General features: G+C 53.9%; 19 protein-coding genes. 12 read left to right on the top strand and 7 right to left on the bottom strand.

Translation table 11 applies throughout. From position 1 onward, the window contains the following. Positions 1–19 precede the first annotated feature (19 nt). From KXR87_RS16050 to KXR87_RS16040, 3 genes are read left to right on the top strand one after another with little or no spacing between them, the layout of a single operon-like run. Positions 20–1,366, top strand: a complete 1,347-nt coding sequence (locus KXR87_RS16050) for a TolC family outer membrane protein (protein ID WP_437433212.1) — start codon at positions 20–22, stop codon at positions 1,364–1,366. A 23-nt stretch (positions 1,367–1,389) separates the two neighbouring features. Then, complete coding sequence (locus KXR87_RS16045; RefSeq protein WP_437433211.1) at positions 1,390–3,522, top strand: type I secretion system permease/ATPase; 2,133 nt, start codon at positions 1,390–1,392, stop codon at positions 3,520–3,522. A 10-nt stretch (positions 3,523–3,532) separates the two neighbouring features. After that, positions 3,533–4,702 (top strand): HlyD family efflux transporter periplasmic adaptor subunit, encoded by a 1,170-nt coding sequence (locus tag KXR87_RS16040; protein WP_437433210.1) that lies wholly within the window; start codon positions 3,533–3,535, stop codon positions 4,700–4,702. Positions 4,703–4,761: 59 nt separating this feature from the next. Here KXR87_RS16040 and smpB read toward each other — a convergent pair whose 3' ends face one another. Further along, entirely contained in the window at positions 4,762–5,244 is a 483-nt protein-coding gene (smpB, locus tag KXR87_RS16035) for an SsrA-binding protein SmpB (RefSeq protein ID WP_437433209.1), read from the bottom strand. 159 nt (positions 5,245–5,403) lie between these two features. Between smpB and KXR87_RS16030 the strand changes: the two genes are divergently transcribed. Together KXR87_RS16030 and KXR87_RS16025 are read left to right on the top strand one after the other, a co-directional pair. Further along, entirely contained in the window at positions 5,404–5,841 is a 438-nt protein-coding gene (locus tag KXR87_RS16030) for a type II toxin-antitoxin system RatA family toxin (RefSeq protein WP_437433208.1), read from the top strand. After that, entirely contained in the window at positions 5,831–6,121 is a 291-nt protein-coding gene (locus tag KXR87_RS16025; protein ID WP_437433207.1) for an RnfH family protein, read from the top strand. Before KXR87_RS16030 ends, KXR87_RS16025 begins: the two co-directional genes overlap by 11 nt. Here KXR87_RS16025 and KXR87_RS16020 read toward each other — a convergent pair. The 4 genes from KXR87_RS16020 to nadK all read right to left on the bottom strand — a co-directional run bounded on the left by KXR87_RS16020 (position 6,091) and on the right by nadK (position 9,815). After that, positions 6,091–6,642: a ClbS/DfsB family four-helix bundle protein gene (locus tag KXR87_RS16020; RefSeq protein WP_437433206.1), complete on the bottom strand. Its 552-nt coding sequence runs from the start codon at positions 6,640–6,642 to the stop codon at positions 6,091–6,093. The two genes, KXR87_RS16025 and KXR87_RS16020, sit on opposite strands and share 31 nt — an antisense overlap. Before the next feature lie 56 nt (positions 6,643–6,698). Further along, positions 6,699–7,040, bottom strand: coding sequence for an outer membrane protein assembly factor BamE (bamE, locus tag KXR87_RS16015; RefSeq protein ID WP_437433205.1), 342 nt, complete (start codon positions 7,038–7,040; stop codon positions 6,699–6,701). Positions 7,041–7,188: 148 nt separating this feature from the next. After that, complete coding sequence (recN, locus tag KXR87_RS16010) at positions 7,189–8,850, bottom strand: DNA repair protein RecN (protein ID WP_437433204.1); 1,662 nt, start codon at positions 8,848–8,850, stop codon at positions 7,189–7,191. Between the two features lie 86 nt (positions 8,851–8,936). After that, a complete protein-coding gene (gene nadK / locus KXR87_RS16005; RefSeq protein ID WP_437433203.1) occupies positions 8,937–9,815 on the bottom strand; it encodes an NAD(+) kinase in 879 nt (292 codons plus the stop codon). Between the two features lie 123 nt (positions 9,816–9,938). Here nadK and grpE point away from each other — a divergent pair, with 123 nt between their 5' ends. Next, positions 9,939–10,532 carry a nucleotide exchange factor GrpE gene (gene grpE, locus KXR87_RS16000; protein WP_437433202.1) on the top strand — a complete coding sequence of 198 codons (594 nt, stop codon included), beginning with the start codon at positions 9,939–9,941 and terminating at the stop codon, positions 10,530–10,532. A gap of 54 nt (positions 10,533–10,586) precedes the next feature. Here grpE and KXR87_RS15995 read toward each other — a convergent pair whose 3' ends face one another. Both KXR87_RS15995 and KXR87_RS15990 read right to left on the bottom strand, forming a co-directional pair. Further along, positions 10,587–11,876, bottom strand: a complete 1,290-nt coding sequence (locus tag KXR87_RS15995) for an HlyC/CorC family transporter (protein ID WP_437433252.1) — start codon at positions 11,874–11,876, stop codon at positions 10,587–10,589. 17 nt (positions 11,877–11,893) lie between these two features. Beyond that, positions 11,894–12,682: a cytochrome C assembly family protein gene (locus tag KXR87_RS15990; protein WP_437433201.1), complete on the bottom strand. Its 789-nt coding sequence runs from the start codon at positions 12,680–12,682 to the stop codon at positions 11,894–11,896. 169 nt (positions 12,683–12,851) lie between these two features. On the opposite strand from KXR87_RS15990, the gene ffh reads away from it, so the two are divergent. The 6 genes from ffh (at position 12,852) to KXR87_RS15960 (ending at position 17,167) form a co-directional block, all read left to right on the top strand. Next, positions 12,852–14,213: a signal recognition particle protein gene (gene ffh, locus KXR87_RS15985; protein WP_437433200.1), complete on the top strand. Its 1,362-nt coding sequence runs from the start codon at positions 12,852–12,854 to the stop codon at positions 14,211–14,213. A 258-nt stretch (positions 14,214–14,471) separates the two neighbouring features. After that, positions 14,472–14,720 carry a 30S ribosomal protein S16 gene (gene rpsP / locus KXR87_RS15980; RefSeq protein ID WP_437433199.1) on the top strand — a complete coding sequence of 83 codons (249 nt, stop codon included), beginning with the start codon at positions 14,472–14,474 and terminating at the stop codon, positions 14,718–14,720. Between the two features lie 18 nt (positions 14,721–14,738). Then, positions 14,739–15,287: a ribosome maturation factor RimM gene (rimM, locus tag KXR87_RS15975; RefSeq protein ID WP_437433251.1), complete on the top strand. Its 549-nt coding sequence runs from the start codon at positions 14,739–14,741 to the stop codon at positions 15,285–15,287. Positions 15,288–15,332: 45 nt separating this feature from the next. Continuing rightward, complete coding sequence (trmD, locus tag KXR87_RS15970; protein ID WP_437433198.1) at positions 15,333–16,115, top strand: tRNA (guanosine(37)-N1)-methyltransferase TrmD; 783 nt, start codon at positions 15,333–15,335, stop codon at positions 16,113–16,115. A 150-nt stretch (positions 16,116–16,265) separates the two neighbouring features. Then, positions 16,266–16,613 (top strand): 50S ribosomal protein L19, encoded by a 348-nt coding sequence (gene rplS / locus KXR87_RS15965; protein ID WP_006178051.1) that lies wholly within the window; start codon positions 16,266–16,268, stop codon positions 16,611–16,613. Between the two features lie 149 nt (positions 16,614–16,762). Further along, positions 16,763–17,167 (top strand): DUF2946 domain-containing protein, encoded by a 405-nt coding sequence (locus tag KXR87_RS15960; protein ID WP_437433250.1) that lies wholly within the window; start codon positions 16,763–16,765, stop codon positions 17,165–17,167. Positions 17,168–17,207: the final 40 nt, after the last annotated feature.

Genomic DNA, 17,207 nt, shown 5'->3' with positions numbered 1-17,207 from the left:
GGCAACCCAAAGGTGGAACATGAAAAAGAAGGTCATGAGTTTGTTGCTATTGGTGGTGCCGGGGATAAGCGCGCTCCCCGTCTATGGAGAAACACAACCGCAGTACCGTTGGCAGGCGGCGCCGAGCGAACAGCTTCAGGCGCAACTGACCATCAAAGAGGCGATCCTGCGTGCCTTCGCCAGAAACCCCAAAATTGCGCAGGCATCAGCACAAATCCGCGTCGGGAAGGCCAATCTGGAAGAGGCGCAAAGCGCCTGGTTTCCTCAGGTTTCTCTGCAGGGGAATGTCGGGCGATCGCACCGTACAGACTCTGCCGGTTCGCTGAATAATAACGGCTCCGGGGGCGTGACCTTAAAGCAGTTGTTATATGATTTTGGCAAAACCGGCGGCAGTATCGATGAGCAGCATAATTTGTCCGATGCGTACCGGTACGATCTCTACCACACTCTGAATGAAGTGGGCATGCAGACTCTGCAATCTTATCTGCAGGTTAAACGCTATCAGGCACTGGCCCAGGCGGCGCGCAATAATATTGTGTCGCTTCAGGGCGTGCAGGAGATGGCTGACTTGCGTGCCGGCGCTGGCTTAAGTTCGCAGTCTGACGGGCTTCAGGCCCAGTCACGTATTGCCGGGTTGAATGCCACGCTTGCTACCTATGAAGCCCAGATGCGCACCGCGCAGGCGGCGCTCAGTGTGCTCACCGGCGTGGTGTCTGATTCACTTCCCGATCTGCCTGATTCACTGATGCAGCAGAAGATCACCCTCCAGTCCCTCCCTTATGAGCAGAACTACGCGGTCCGTAGCGCGCAGGCTAAGCAGCTGGCGGCACAAGAGCGTATCCGACAGGCACAGGCACAGCACTGGCCGACGGTCTCCGTTCAGGCGGGCAGAACACGCTATGAAAACGAGAACAGTAGTTACTGGGACGATCAGGTGCAACTGGTGGTCGATGCGCCGATTTACCAGGGGGGGGCGGTGAGTGCGCGGGTAGATGCGGCAGAAGGCGATCGCGCCAGCACCCAGGCGGCGGTGGAAGCCAGCAAACTGGACATTAACCAGCGTGCGGCAACGGCCTGGGCCGATTTGACCGGCGCACAGCAACGCCAGGAGGCGGGGGAAGCGCAAATGCGTAGCGCCAACCGCGCCCGGGGTGTCTACCGGGACGAGTACCGTCTGAGTAAGCGCAGCCTCAACGATCTTCTCAGTATTGAACAAGATGTTTTCCAGGCTGAAAGTTCGGCGATTGTCGCCCGCTACGACGCCTGGGACGCCGCCGTCCGCTATGCGGGGGCCGCCGACAATTTACTCGATATGCTGGGCATTGAGCGCAGTCGTACCGTGGGCGATGACCTGCCCACGCTTTAAGCGCTTACCGCGCAGGAGATGTCATGCAAGAGCCGGATACCGAAAGCTGGATTAACGTGATGGTCCGTGCGGCGGGGCGCTTTGGCCTGCCTGCGGATGCCCCCGCTGTTCGTCAGCAAATGCGTTGGTTTGAAACGCTTCCTTTAAGCGGCCGCCTGGAACGACTCAGCGGATTGATGGGGCTTCAGGTTCGTTTGCTCCCGGTGGAGAAGCTGCGCTGGAGCGCCCATAATCTGCCCGTCATCTTACAGCTTGAGACGGGTGAGCTGTTGTTGATTGAAGCGCTGGATGCCGACGGGCTTGCCAGTTACTGGCTCAGCAACGGCGGTGACCTGGTGCGGGAAGAGCCGCTGGAGACGCTCCTTACCCGCGTGAAACCGGAAGCCGTGATGCTGGGCATTGCGGCGCGTGGACGGGATTCACGGGTGGACGATTTTACGCGACCCTGGGAAGCACACTGGTTCTGGCGTCATTTTCGCCATACCGGACGTAAGCTCTCGGAGATTGCGCTGGCGTCAGTCACCAGTAACGTGCTGGCGCTGGGCGGGATCCTCTTCTCCATGCAGGTCTATGACCGCGTTATCCCTGCGCAATCTTTCCCCACCTTGTGGGTACTCTTTTTTGGTGTGCTGCTGGCGGCGGCGTTTGAGTTTTTCATCCGTCTGGCCCGTACCCATGTTTCGGACATTATGGGTAAGCACATCGATCTGAAAGTGTCGTCGTTGTTCTTCGCCCGTGCGCTGGCCATTAAAAATGATGCGCGGCCTAAATCCACCGGATCCTTTATCTCCCAACTACGTGAAATCGATCAGGTACGTGAATTACTGACCTCCACCACGGTGGGGGCGGCGATGGACATTCCCTTCGTGTTGCTGTTTCTTGCCATTATGGCGCTGGTGGGCGGGCCGCTGGTCATTATCCCCTTAATAGCGATTCCACTGATCGTGATTCCAGGGCTGCTGGTGCAATGGCCGATGGCGAAGCTCGCCAAAGAGGGGATGCGTGAGAGTGCGATCCGTAATGCGGTACTGGTGGAGTCCATTGAAGGGGTGGAGGACATTAAAGCTCTGCAGGCGGAACCCTATTTCCAGCGCCAGTGGGAGCATACCCATTCGGTGGGGGCGAACATTGGCATGAAACAGCGCGTCTGGGGCGCCCGCCTGAGCGGCTGGGCCTCGACCGTGCAGCAAATTACTTACGCTGGCATGTTGGTCTATGGCACTTTTCTGGTGCTGGATGGCGCTATTACCACCGGTACGCTGGTGGCCTGTAGCCTGCTCTCGTCACGTACCATTGCACCACTGATGCAGCTCACCATGGTCTTCTCGCGCTGGCAGCATGCCAAAATGGCCATGACGGGGCTGAACGATTTGCTGAAAAAGCCCCTGGATAAAGAAGCCGATAAAAAAATGGCCCACTGCCCGGTGCTGGCAGGCCACTACCAGGTGCAGCAGGTGCAGTACAGCTACGATGTGGAAAAAGGTGACCAGGCACTGCAACTCGGTGAACTGGAAATTAAACCGGGTGAGCGTGTGGCTATTCTGGGTAAAACCGGCGCGGGCAAATCCACCTTGCTGAAATTACTCTCCGGGCAGGCGCAGGCCAGTAAGGGGAAAATTATTATTGATGGCGTCGACATGGCGCATATCGATCCCGTCGATGTCCGCCGCCAGGTGGGCTATTTGTCTCAGGATTCAAGGCTATTTTTTGGCACGTTGCGCCAGAACCTGATGCTGGGCCATCCGCATGCCACTGAAGCTGAGCTGATTCAGGCGTTACGAATCAGCGGGGCGATTGGCATGATCCAACAGGATGCGGCCAGCCTCGATCGTCTTATCAATGAAGGGGGGCGCGGGCTCTCCGGTGGTCAGCGCCAGATGGTGTTGCTGAGCCGCCTGATTGTGCGCAATCCGCAAATTGTTCTGCTGGATGAACCGACGGCCTCGATGGATGAGCAACTGGAAAGCTGGGTGATTCGCCAGCTTCAGCAGTGGCTCACTGGACGCACGCTGGTGCTGGTCACCCATCGCCCGGCACTGCTGAATCTGGTGGATCGTATCGTGGTAATGGAAAACGGCAAGGTGGTGGCGGACGGGCCACGGGATTCGCTGCTGCAACAGGCAGCGCGTAACAGCAACGTGGCGTCGGTCGCCTGAGGAGCCGCGGATGAGTCAACTGACTATGCAGGAAGACCTGGCGCGCCAGGGGCGATTTTACTCATCGGTTATCTGGCTGACGCTGATTGCGATGGTGCTGTTTGTGGCCTGGGCGGCCTGGGCCATCCTTGATGAGGTGACGGTCGGGACGGGAAAAATTACCCCTTCAACGCATGCGCAGGTGATTGAGAGCCTGGACGGTGGGATCGTCAGTGCGCTGATGGTGAAAGAGGGCGATATTGTTGAGCGTGGGCAGATGCTGGCCCGCCTCGATCCTACCCGCTTTCAGTCCAATTACGGTGAAGCCGCCGCCCGTGCGCGAACCCTGCGTGCGTCGAGTGAGCGTCTGCGCTCAGAGCTGACCGGTGAGCCTTTGCGTTTCAGCGCTGAATCACTACGCGAACCCGATCTGGTGGCCCGCGAGCGTCAGCTATATGAATCCCGCAGGCGTAACCTGGATGAGACGGTGGCGAACCTCCAGCAGGCGCTGAAGCTGGTGAACGCTGAGCTTAAAATGACTCAACCGCTGGTGGCGAGAGGGGCGGCCAGCGATGTTGAAGTCATTCGTCTACAGCGTCAGGCCTCGGAACTGAAGGGCAAAATCGACGAAGCGCGTAACCAGTATGCGGTGCGTGCGCGCGAAGAACAGGTGAAAAATAATGCCGATCTGGATGCTCAGTTGCAGGTGCTTGCCGGTAAGGCCGACCAGGTTGACAGGGCAACCCTCTCCTCGCCCGTACGCGGGATTGTCAAAGATATTCAGGTGACGACCGTCGGGGGTGTGTTACAACCGGGTGGCAAGCTGATGGAGATCGTGCCGCTGGAAGATCAACTGCTGGTGGAGACAAGGATCAACCCGCGAGATATTGCCTATATCAGACCAGGGCTGCCGGCCACCGTTAAAGTGACGGCCTATGACTCGTCGATCTATGGCGATCTCAAAGGTACCGTAGAGATTGTGTCACCGGATACGTTGCAGGATGAGGTCCGGCGCGATCAGTTTTACTATCGCGTCTATGTACGGACTAAAAGCGCGGAGCTGGAGAATAAAAGCGGGAAGCGCTTCCCGATTTTACCGGGGATGGTCGCGAACGTAGAGATCAAAACCGGACAGAAATCGGTGCTCGATTATTTGATTAAACCGCTGAACAAGGTCAACGAGGCGCTGCGAGAACGGTAGTTGCCGGAAAAGGGGAATAGGCCCGGACGCTTGCGTTAAGCGTCCGGTTGACGCCGGGTTTAACGGCCCGCGTTTTTCATGATGCGGGCTTTATCCAGTTGCCATTCACGCTCTTTAAGGTCGGAGCGCTTGTCATGCTGTTTCTTACCTTTCGCCACGCCGATTTTGACTTTGCACCAGGCATTCTTCCAGTACAGCGAGAGAGCAAGAATGGTATAGCCTTCGCGGTTAATACGACCGTAAAGGGAGTCGAGCTCGCGTTGGTTAAGTAGCAGCTTGCGGGTACGGGTCGGGTCGCAGACATAGTGACTTGAAGCCACGGCCAGCGGGGTGAAGTTGGCGCCAAACAGGTACGCTTCCCCGTCTTTCAGGATCACATAACTGTCGCCAATGTTTGCTTTACCTGCGCGCAGGGATTTCACTTCCCAGCCCTGTAAAGAGAGTCCTGCTTCAAACTCTTCTTCAATGAAATATTCATGGCGGGCGCGTTTATTCATCGCGATGGTAGCGGAACCGGGTTTGTGTACTTTTTTCTTCGTCATAAGTGTCGTGAAGCCATTTGTAATCTGATATCCAAAAAAAGACCTCATTGCATCCTGTGAGGTTCAACGTGTCATCTTAGCACGAGTTCCGGCATAGCGTTTTCCTTTCATCTATGGGAAATGTTATTATTTAAGGATTGTGTGATCGCAGGAAATGTTATGCCACAGATTAGCCGGACTGCGCTGGTGCCTTACAGCGCGGAGCAAATGTACCAACTGGTCAATGATGTGAAATCCTATCCGGAGTTTCTCCCTGGCTGTACGGGCAGTCGGGTACTGGAATCCGGCCCGACGCAAATGACGGCGGCGGTGGATGTCTCGAAAGCGGGGATCAGTAAAACCTTTACCACCCGGAATACCCTTACGGCTAACCAGACCATTCTGATGCATCTGGTTGATGGACCGTTCAAAAAATTAATGGGTGGCTGGAAGTTTGTTCCGCTCAGTGCGGATGCCTGCCGTATTGAGTTCAGCCTGGATTTCGAATTTACCAACAAACTTATCGAACTGGCGTTTGGCAGCATATTTAAAGAGCTGGCCGCTAACATGGTGCAGGCATTTACTCACCGTGCCAAAGAGGTCTACAGTGCCGGGTAAAATCGTTGTTGAAGTCGCATACGCGTTACCTGAAAAGCAGTATCTGCAACGGGTAACCCTGGAGGAGGGGGCGACTATTGAGCAGGCGATTGTGGCCTCAGGCCTGCTGGAGCTGCGTGCGGATATCGATTTAACCAAAAACAAGGTCGGGATTTACAGTCGCCCGGCCAAACTGCATGACAGGGTAGGCGATGGCGACCGCGTTGAGATCTACCGCCCGCTGATTGCGGACCCGAAAGAGCTGCGCCGTCAGCGCGCGGAGCAGTCGGCTAAGAAATAGTCCGGGGGGGACGAGGCTAATTTTTTAAGCAGTGGGTTCAGCCGCGCACTGGCATTTTTACAGGGTGAGACGCTGTTGAACTGAATCATTCGTCCTCGCGTCCACTTCCCGTACCAGGGCTGATGGTAAAGCGCTTCATCACTAAAGGCCTCTACCAGATGGCGCAACTGCCGCTGAGTCTCTTCAAGCCTGGCGAGCAGCGCCGCCCACGCTTGAATATGGGCATAATCGGCATAATATTTTTGCGCCAGTTTGCCCAGCTCATTCCATTTAAATCCTGTCGCCGGAAAATCAATCTCACTGCCTGAGGCTTCCTGATGATGCCAGTAAAGCACCTGCTCGCCCCAGCCAATGAGGTAGCTGACCAGAGAGGCGGGACTTATTGTTGTGCCTGCTGCGTGCCCTTCCAGACAAGGGGTGAAGGCAACCTGCGCTGGAATGCGGTCGAGTTTCTTACGTAACGCAGCGGCGGATTTTTCCATCGCCTCCAGCAACGCGGCCCTGCTCTGCGGTACGGACATTAATTCTCTCCCTGAAATGAAAATGGCGCCCGGGGGCGCCATTCGATGTTCTGAGATTACTCTTTTGTCAGTGCAGGTTTGTTATCAATGTTTGTTAGCACGCTGCTGCTGTTAAAGGTCAGGGTCAGCGTCTGTTGGGTGGCATTTTCATGGCCAGGTTGCTGGCGGAAAACATAGAACCAGGTATTGCTGCCGAACGGGTCGGTCATCATCGGCGTGCCCAGTGCGTAAGCAACCTGCTGTTGCGTCATCCCGACGCGAATTTTAGAAACGTCATTCGGGGTCAGGTAGTTTCCCTGATTGATATCAGGGCGGTATACCACTCGCTCCAGAGTGGAGCAGCCTGCGGTCAACATCAGTAGAACCGCTGCGGCAGCAGTCAGCATTTTACAACGCATAATGATTTGATTCCTTTTCGGGCCCGAACAGTACGTAGCTCATTTGTAATGTGCCGATAATAATAGACCTTTAGCCAGTTTGAAACCTTTGCTACCTGGTCCTGCGGCGAAATTATCCTGAACTCTGACCCTGTTTGTGCCAAAAAGTTTAGGCAGCAAGCAGCTCTTTCGCATTTGCCAGCGTATTTCGCGTGACCTCACTACCGCCCAGCAGACGAGCCAGCTCCTGAAGGCGAGCGCGTTTATCCAGCGGCTGCATATGGGTTTCCGTCATGGCGCCATCGGTTTCTTTGCTGACAACGAAGTGGTGATGACCACAGCCTGCCACCTGCGGCAGGTGGGTGACGCACATGACCTGGGTTGACTCTCCAAGCTGGCGGAGCAGCTTACCCACCACGGCTGCGGTTGGCCCACTGATCCCCACGTCAACTTCATCGAAAATCAGCGCTGGCGTTTCCATTTTTCGTGCAGTAATAACCTGAATCGCCAGTGCAATACGGGACAGTTCGCCACCTGAAGCCACTTTCGAGATGGCCTGCAACGGCTGACCGGGGTTGGTCGTGACCCGAAACTCAATGCGGTCTGCGCCTTCGGCAGTCAAAGCGTGTTCATCAAAGCTAACATCAATCACGAAGACGCCGTGCGGCATGGAAAGCATATGCATACTTTCGGTAATCAGCTGGCCCAGTTCTTCGGCATAGGTTTTGCGCTGTGTATGGAGCAGGCGAGCACTCTCCAGTGCCTGCTGGTGATGTTTATCCACGGCGAGCTTCAGCGTCTCCTGGGAATCAGCCTGATCGTCGAGCTGTTGCTGCTCATCCAGCAGGGACTGGTGGAACTGCGGCAGCGCTTCCGGGCTGACATGATGTTTACGTGCCAGCGAAATCTGCTTTGAAAGACGTTGTTCGAGTTCATACAGACGGTTCGGGTCGAGGTCCAGACGATCGCAGTAGTGACGCAATTCATCACTGGCTTCGCTAAGTTGAATGGCCGCTTCTTCCAGCATGGTAAGCACATCAGAGAGACCCGCATCCATGACGGTCAGTTCGCTCACCAACTGACGGGCAGTATAAAGCTGGCTTTGCAGATTAGCCTCTTCGCCATCTGCCAGCAGGTTAAGTGCATGCTGGCTGGTGCTGAGTAACTGCCCGCTATTCGCAAGGCGCTTATACTCCTCATCGATCTGTTCAAATTCACCCGCCTGGGGGTTAAATTCGTTAAGTTCTTTAAGCTGATATTGCAGCAGCTCTGCGCGCGCGGCACGCTCCTGACTTAACTGCTGGTGCTGCGCCAGCTCACGGCAGCTCTGATGCCAGAGTCGGTAGTGGCTGGTCATTTGTTGCGTAAGCGCATACTCACCGGCGTAACCATCCAGCAGGGCCTTCTGATGTTCTGCTTTCACCAGTAACTGGTGCGCATGCTGCCCGTGAATCTGAATCAACAGCTGACCCAGTTCGCGAAGTTGAGAGAGAGGAACCGCAGTGCCGTTAATAAAGCCGCGTGAGCGGCCGTCACTGCTGATCACGCGACGAAGTAAACACTCACGTCCGTCTTCAAGCTGATTAGCTTCCAGCCAGCGTTGGGCTGCGGGGGTATCTTTTAATGCAAAGCGAGCACAGAGGTCGGCGCGGGCGGCACCCGCACGCACCATGTCGGCTTCAGCACGACCACCCAGGCAGAGGCCAAGCGCGTCGATAGCGATGGATTTACCTGCGCCGGTTTCACCAGTAATAGCGGTCATTCCGCTCTGGAAATCGATCTCAAGCTCACGAACAATCGCAAAGTTGCTAATGGTCAGTTGTGCCAACATGGTTGCTTTCCTGTATGAAAAACCATAACTGTATTTAAATACAGTATATGACTGGTTTTATATACAGTAAAGCCCTGTACCCGGTTTCAGAATAATTTTTTTGACCAACCCAGCTTAGAGCTTAATGTGTTGAAATAACTGTAGTCTTTAGGGTGTATGAGATTGAGATGGTAATCGCAGCGGCGGATCAGCACATCTTCCCCTTCCTGGATAGGTAACGCAATCTGACTGTCGCAACTCACCTCAAGGTCGCTGCGCCGGTGCGAGAAGCGTAAACGAATGGTGCTGCTGCTGTTGATAACCAGCGGGCGTGCCGTCAGGGTATGCGGGAACATCGGCACCAGGGTAATGGCGTCCAGTGAGGGGGTGAGAATAGGACCGCCCGCAGAGAGAGAATAGGCTGTCGAGCCGGTAGGGGTTGAGATAATCAGGCCATCTGAACGTTGAGAAAAGGCGAAGATTTCGTCGATATAAACTTCAAATTCAATCATATGCGCCACTTTTCCTGGGTGGAGCACAACTTCATTAATGGCTGTACTGATGCGCTTCTGGCAATCCTGTTGGCAGACCTGGACTTCCAGCAGAAAACGTTGCTCGGCAAGATAATGCCCTTCAAGGACATCGGCCAGTTGTTGCTGCGCATTATCCGGATCAAGGTCGGTCAAAAAACCCAGGTTACCGCGGTTGATACCGATCACTTTGATGTCATAACGAGCCAGCGTGCGTGCTGCCCCCAACATATTTCCATCGCCACCGACAACCACAGCAAGATCGGCCTGTTGACCAATCTCCGCCAGCGTTCCGGTGCGCACGGAGGTAAGCTTCAACTCCTGCGCAATCTGCTGTTCCACAATGACCTCATACCCTTTTGCACAGAGCCATCGATAGAGCATTTCATGTGTGGTCAGTGCCGTTGGATGGCGCGGGTGACCGACAATACCAATACACTTGAAATGTTGAGCCATTTTCTGGTGGTCCTTGTGCCAAATGAATGATGACAATGTGCCGCGTTCCCTTGAAACCCGGAAACAGATCCCCATAATAAGCGAAGTTAGCGAGATGAATGCGAAAAAAACGCGGAGAAATTCATGAGTAGTAAAGAACAGAAAACGCCTGACGGGCAAGCCCCGGAAGAAATTATCATGGAACAGCATGAGGAAGTTGAGGCAGTTGAATCAGACGCTTCTGCTGAGCAGGTGGATCCGCGCGATGAGAAGATTGCCGACCTCGAAGCGCAACTGGTTGAAGCGCAGAATCGCGAACGCGATGGTGTTCTGCGTATTAAAGCCGAAATGGAAAACCTGCGTCGTCGTACTGAGCTTGACGTTGAGAAAGCGCATAAATTCGCGCTGGAGAAGTTTGTCAACGAGCTGCTGCCGGTTATCGACAGTCTTGAGCGTGCGCTGGAAGTGGCGGACAAAGACAATGCCGACATGGCCTCGATGGTCGAAGGCATTGAGTTGACGCTGAAATCCATGCTGGATGTTGTAAAAAAATTCGGTGTGGAAGTCATTGCAGAAACCAACGTTCCGCTGGATCCGAACGTACATCAGGCCATTGCGATGGTGGAATCTGAGGACGTTGCTGCAGGAAACGTGCTGGGTGTTATGCAAAAAGGCTTTACGCTGAACGGCCGCACTATTCGTGCTGCGATGGTGACCGTCGCCAAAGCTAAGGCCTAAGCGTCTTCTCAGGGCCGGTGACGTTTACGCTTCCCCGGCCCTTATTCTTCCCGCCTACCGGTCCGTCACGCTGTCACGAATTGGTTTGACCGGAATCACCCGCACCTGCTTAATCATATTGTCCTGTACATCAAGGATATCAATATCATACTGCTCAATGCGCACTCGCGTTCCGGCTGCCGGTATCTCTTCGAGGGCTTCCAGTAACATTCCGTTGATTGTCCTGGCTTCAGCTTCCGGCAATATCCAGTTAAAGGCTTTGTTCAGTTCGCGCACGTTGGCGCTACCGTCAATGATCACGGAACCGTCGTTTTGCGGTGTCACCTCTTCGGCAAGAGAAGGGGACATAGAGGTGGTAAAATCACCGACTATCTCTTCCAGAATATCCTCAACCGTAATCAGCCCCTGAACATCCCCGTATTCGTCGACCACCAGGCCAACTTTCTTTTTATTACGCTGGAATTTTACCAGTTGTACGCTGAGGGGTGTCCCTTCTGGCACGTAGTAAATCTCATCTGCCGCACGCAGCATAACCTCTTTAGTGAACTCCTTTTTCTCCGTCATCAGACGGTAGGCTTCGCGGACACGCAGCATACTGATGGTGTCATCCAGCGAGCCACGATAAAGCACAATGCGGCCATGAGGAGAGTGGGTAAGCTGGCGAACAATCGACTTCCAGTCGTCGTTAATGTCGATCCCGAGGATTTCACTGCGGGGCACCATGATGTCATTCACGCTGACCTTTTCCAGATCGAGAATCGACAGCAGCATGTCCTGGTTACGGCGGGAAATCTGCGAGCGCGATTCGTTCACGATAGTACGCAGCTCGTCTTTACTGAGCGCACTACTGATAACGACATCAGCTTTAATGCCGACCATGCGCATCAATATCCGGGTCACACTGTTCAACAGCCAGACCAGCGGCATCATGAGGATTTGTAAAGGGACGAGTAGTACGCTGCTGGGGAAGGCCACTTTTTCAGGATAGAGCGCCGCGATGGTTTTCGGCAAAACCTCGGCAAACACCAGAACCACAAAGGTCAGCACACCGGTGGCAATCGCCACCCCGGCGTTACCGTACAGGCGCATGCCAACTATGGTACCCAGCGCCGAGGCGAGAATATTGACCAGGTTATTGCCAATTAACACGAGGCTAATCAGGCGATCAGGCTTGCGCAGTAACTTCTCAACCCGACGCGCGCTGCGGTGTCCCTGCTTTGCCAGGTGGCGCAGGCGGTAACGGTTGATGGTCATCATGCCGGTTTCGGAACCGGAGAAGTAGGCCGAGATCACCACCATGATGATCAGGGTGACGATCAGCGTCGTGGTGGATATGTGTTCCAGAGGAAATTCCTTCTTGATTAGCTCACAAGGTGTTGCACTACGCGACTGCCAAAATAGGCCAGCGTGAGAATGCCCGCGCCTGCGACGTTGAACCAGACGACACGGCGACCGCGCCACCCTTCATGATAGTGGCCCCACAGCAGAACGATATAGATAAACCAGGCGATGATAGACAACACGGCCTTATCGATATTTTCCATGCTGAATAGATTTTTCAGATAGAACAGACCGGTACACAGCGTCAGCGTCAGGAGCACGACGCCGACCTGGGTAATGTGAAACATTTTGCGCTCAATGCTCATCAACGGAGGCATTTCGCTGCTGAATGCCAGACGCTTGTTTTTCAGCTGATAGTCGATCCAGGCGAGCTGCAACGCATACATTGCGGCAATGATTAACGTTGCGTAAGCAAACAGGGACAGGCCGATATGCACCATCATCCCTGGGCTGGCTTCGAGATGGGTGATGTATTCATTGGGGACAAAAATCGCAAAGGCGAGGTTGATCAGGGCAAAAGTATAAACGATTGGCAGCAGTAACCAGCCACGATTCTTGGACGCCACAATGGTCATCACCGTACAGATCATCAGGCTGACCAGCGACCCCACATTGAGCAGGCTCAGGTTCTGACCACCGTCATCCGGGAAGAGGCGTTCTTTGAGCGCAAAGCCGTGGCACATCAGGGCAATGACCGCCGAAAGCATTGCCATACGCCGCCAGCCGCTGTTTTTCTGAAGCAAACCGGGAATGATCAGCGCAAGGCTTACGGAGTAACCAGCAAGAGCGAGTAAGGCGAAAACGGGCATAGTAGCGTCGACAGTTAGACCCAAGGAGAAAGAAAAGCAGTATAGCGTTACGTGACGTTGGCTCCAACCGTTGCATCACATACATCAATAATGTCTTCATGTTATACTGCTGCAAATTTCTGTTATGCGTCGCTCTGGCGGCCCATCGTTTTACCTCAGGCGAGAGACAATGTTTGATAATTTAACCGATCGTTTGTCGCGCTCTTTGCGCAATATCAGTGGTCGTGGACGCCTCACTGAAGACAACATTAAAGACACGCTGCGCGAAGTGCGCATGGCGCTGCTGGAGGCGGACGTCGCCCTGCCGGTAGTGCGTGATTTCATCAACCGCGTGAAAGAAAAAGCGGTTGGTCATGAAGTTAACAAAAGCCTGACTCCGGGTCAGGAGTTCGTCAAAATCGTCCGTAACGAGCTGGTTGCGGCGATGGGCGAAGAGAATCAGGTGCTGAATCTGGCCGCACAGCCGCCAGCCGTGGTGCTGATGGCGGGTCTGCAGGGTGCAGGTAAAACCACCAGCGTCGGTAAGCTGGGTAAATTCCTGCGTGAGAAGCACAAGAAGAAAGTGCTGGTGGTCTCTGCGGACGTTTATCGCCCGGCGGCGATCAAACAGCTGGAAACCCTGGCCGAACAGGTTGGCGTGGATTTCTTCCCGTCCGACGTTGCCCAGAAGCCTGTCGACATCGTTAACGCGGCGCTCAAAGAAGCGAAGCTGAAATTCTACGACGTGTTGCTGGTGGATACCGCCGGTCGTCTGCACGTTGACGAAGCGATGATGGACGAAATCAAACAGGTACATGCGACCATCAAACCGGTCGAAACCCTGTTTGTTGTTGATGCGATGACCGGTCAGGATGCGGCAAATACTGCGAAAGCGTTTAATGAAGCGCTGCCGTTAACCGGTGTGGTCCTCACCAAGGTAGACGGTGATGCCCGCGGCGGTGCGGCACTTTCTATTCGTCATATCACCGGTAAGCCCATCAAATTCCTCGGTGTTGGCGAGAAAACCGAAGCGCTGGAGCCGTTCCACCCGGACCGCATCGCCTCCCGTATTCTCGGCATGGGCGACGTGCTCTCGCTGATTGAAGATATCGAAAGTAAAGTTGACCGCGCCCAGGCTGAGAAACTGGCGACCAAGCTGAAAAAGGGCGATGGTTTCGATCTGACCGACTTCCTTGAGCAGCTGCGTCAGATGAAAAACATGGGCGGAATGGCAAGCCTGATGGGCAAGCTGCCGGGCATGGGCCAGATCCCTGACAACGTTAAATCGCAGATGGACGACAAAGTGCTGGTACGCATGGAGGCGATCATCAATTCGATGACGCTGAAAGAACGTGCTAAACCAGAAATTATCAAGGGCTCGCGCAAACGTCGTATCGCCCAGGGCTGCGGCCTGCAGGTGCAGGACGTTAACCGCCTTCTTAAACAGTTCGACGACATGCAGCGCATGATGAAGAAAATGAAGAAGGGTGGGATGGCGAAGATGATGCGCGGCATGAAAGGCATGATGCCCCCTGGTTTCCCTGGCCGCTAAAAACAAGGGTATAAGGCTATCTTGTTTGCCATTTTAGCCCCGGGGTGTGCTCGAAATGCTCACGTACTGCGTGTACGCTCCGCTTTCTGCGCGCACGCCGTAACTAAACTGGCTGCACCGATATACGCCTTATATCCCTTGTTTGAGAGATGCTGATTGCATTTTCCCCAAAAATCAGTAAAATTTTCGGGCTTTTAATATGACACCGGGCTCCGTTCCTCGACGGGGCCTGTTGTTTTATTCACACAAGAGGATGTTATGGTAACTATTCGTTTAGCTCGTCACGGCGCTAAAAAGCGTCCGTTCTACCAGGTTGTTGTTACTGACAGCCGTAATGCACGCAACGGTCGCTTCATTGAGCGCGTTGGCTTCTTTAACCCGATCGCGTCCGAGAAAGAAGAAGGCACCCGCCTGGATCTGGATCGTATCGCACACTGGGTTGGCCAGGGCGCTACCGTTTCTGATCGCGTAGCTACGCTGATCAAAGCAGCAAACAAAGCAGCTTAATCTGTCACGGTGGTCATGATGAGCAAGCAACACGCCGCGCAGAACCCTGTTAATCCGATTGTTCTGGGTAAACTGGGATCTTCTTACGGTATCCGTGGTTGGCTCAGAGTGTTTTCCTCCACCGAAGACGCCGAAAGCATTTTTGACTATCAGCCCTGGTTCATCCAGAAGGCGGGTCAGTGGCAGAGCATTGAGCTGGAAAGCTGGCGCTACCACAATCAGGACATCGTCATCAAACTGAAAGGTGTTGATGACCGCGATGCTGCGAATCTACTGACCAATTGCGAAATTGTCGTAGATACCACGCAGTTGCCTCAACTGGAAGAGGGTGACTACTACTGGAAAGACCTGATGGGCTGCCAGGTAGTGACCACTGAAGGTTATGGTCTGGGTAAAGTCATCGATATGATGGAAACCGGATCCAATGACGTTCTCGTCATTAAGGCAAACCTGAAAGATGCATTTGGTATCAAGGAGCGGTTGGTTCCGTTCCTCGATGGGCAGGTTATCAAGAAAGTCGATCTCGCTACGCAAACTATTGTTGTAGATTGGGATCCTGGTTTTTAAACCTCCGGATATACGGTAAAAATACGGCACTATGGGGATGGGCTTGTGTTTATAGGTATCGTTAGCCTCTTTCCAGAAATGTTTCGTGCGATTACCGACTACGGGGTAACTGGCCGGGCAGTAAAAAATGGCCTGCTGAGCATCCAGAGCTGGAGTCCTCGTGATTTCGCTCATGACCGGCACCGTACCGTGGACGATCGTCCTTACGGCGGCGGACCGGGGATGCTGATGATGGTGCAACCTTTGCGGGACGCCATTCATGCAGCAAAAGACGCGGCGGGTGAAGGCGCGAAAGTGATTTATCTGTCACCTCAGGGGCGCAAGCTTGATCAAGCAGGCGTGAGCGAACTGGCAACAAATCAGAAATTGATTCTGGTGTGTGGTCGCTATGAAGGGGTAGATGAGCGCGTAATCCAAACCGAAATAGATGAAGAGTGGTCTATCGGTGATTACGTTCTCAGCGGTGGTGAGTTACCAGCCATGACGCTGATTGACTCGGTTTCCCGGTTTATTCCGGGTGTGCTGGGACATGAAGCATCAGCAACGGAAGATTCTTTTGCTGACGGGCTGCTGGACTGCCCACACTATACTCGTCCTGAAGTGTTAGAAGAGATGGAAGTACCGGCGGTATTACTGTCGGGCAACCATGCTGAGATACGTCGCTGGCGCCTGAAACAGTCGCTGGGCCGGACCTGGCTTAGAAGACCTGAACTTCTGGAAAACCTGGCTCTGACTGAAGAGCAAGCAAGGTTGCTGGCGGAGTTCAAAAAGGAACACGCACAACAGCAACGGATACACGAGAGCATTCAGGATGCATCAAGGCAGTAACTGAGTGAATCCTCAGGAGCTTACAAAAGTAAGTGACTGAGGTGAATGAAGGCAGCTCACGATGAGGCAGGCTGAAGAGCGAAGTGTATAAACATGATGGGATGGCGTAAGCCCCCGAATATCAGTTTACCCAGGATAAGAGATTAAATTATGAGCAACATTATTAAGCAAATTGAACAAGAGCAGATGAAGCAGGACGTACCTTCCTTCCGTCCGGGTGATACCGTGGAAGTGAAAGTATGGGTTGTTGAAGGTTCCAAAAAACGTCTGCAGGCATTCGAGGGCGTGGTTATCGCTATTCGTAACCGCGGTCTGCACTCTGCATTCACTGTTCGCAAAATTTCCAACGGCGAAGGCGTTGAGCGTGTCTTCCAGACTCACTCTCCGGTAGTTGACAGCATTGCTGTTAAACGTCGTGGTGCTGTACGTAAAGCTAAACTGTACTACCTGCGTGAGCGTACCGGTAAGTCTGCTCGTATCAAAGAGCGTCTGAACTAAGGTATCGCTTTCGCGACATCCTGAATAAAAGGGCTGGCCTGTGGGCTGGCCCTTTTTTATTGTCGTTGCGCGATCATATTAACTTCTCAGCCATAAATCGTTTACACTACCCGCGCCGTTGTGGGGGATATGTGACGAAAAAACAGCAAATGACAATCTGGCAACGAGCGGGGACAGCGCTCGCCCTGTTTTCGATCCTGCTTATCGTCATTGCGCCACTCATCTCCGTTGCCCTGCAAAAAGATCCGATGAGCGCGATGCCTGGTATGCATCATGACATGAGTTCGATGTCGATGACCGTGCAACCTGAAATGGCTGGTCATCATGATATGACGCCGGCATCCGTGCCCCTCGATCATGCAGAGGCCTGTGGCTACTGCGTGCTTATGGCACATGTTCCCGGCCTGCTGCTGGCACTTGTCGTATTGATCTCGCTGATCCTGAGTCGTATACGCCTGTCTGTACCGCGTCCGGTGCTTCGACACTGGCGACTCTTCCCGCCGCTTTGGCCTGATACGCGCGCGCCACCGCATCTGTCTGCTTTTTTCCTCTGATAACTGTGCTCAGGCACAGCGATAATTTTTACTTTCAGGA

It is taken from the genome of Yokenella regensburgei (assembly GCF_051486985.1).
In the GTDB taxonomy this organism is placed as follows: Bacteria; Pseudomonadota; Gammaproteobacteria; order Enterobacterales; family Enterobacteriaceae; genus CBFFRJ01.
Note: the sequence above shows the minus strand (reverse complement) of the source record. Positions and strands in the feature narration are given on the sequence as shown.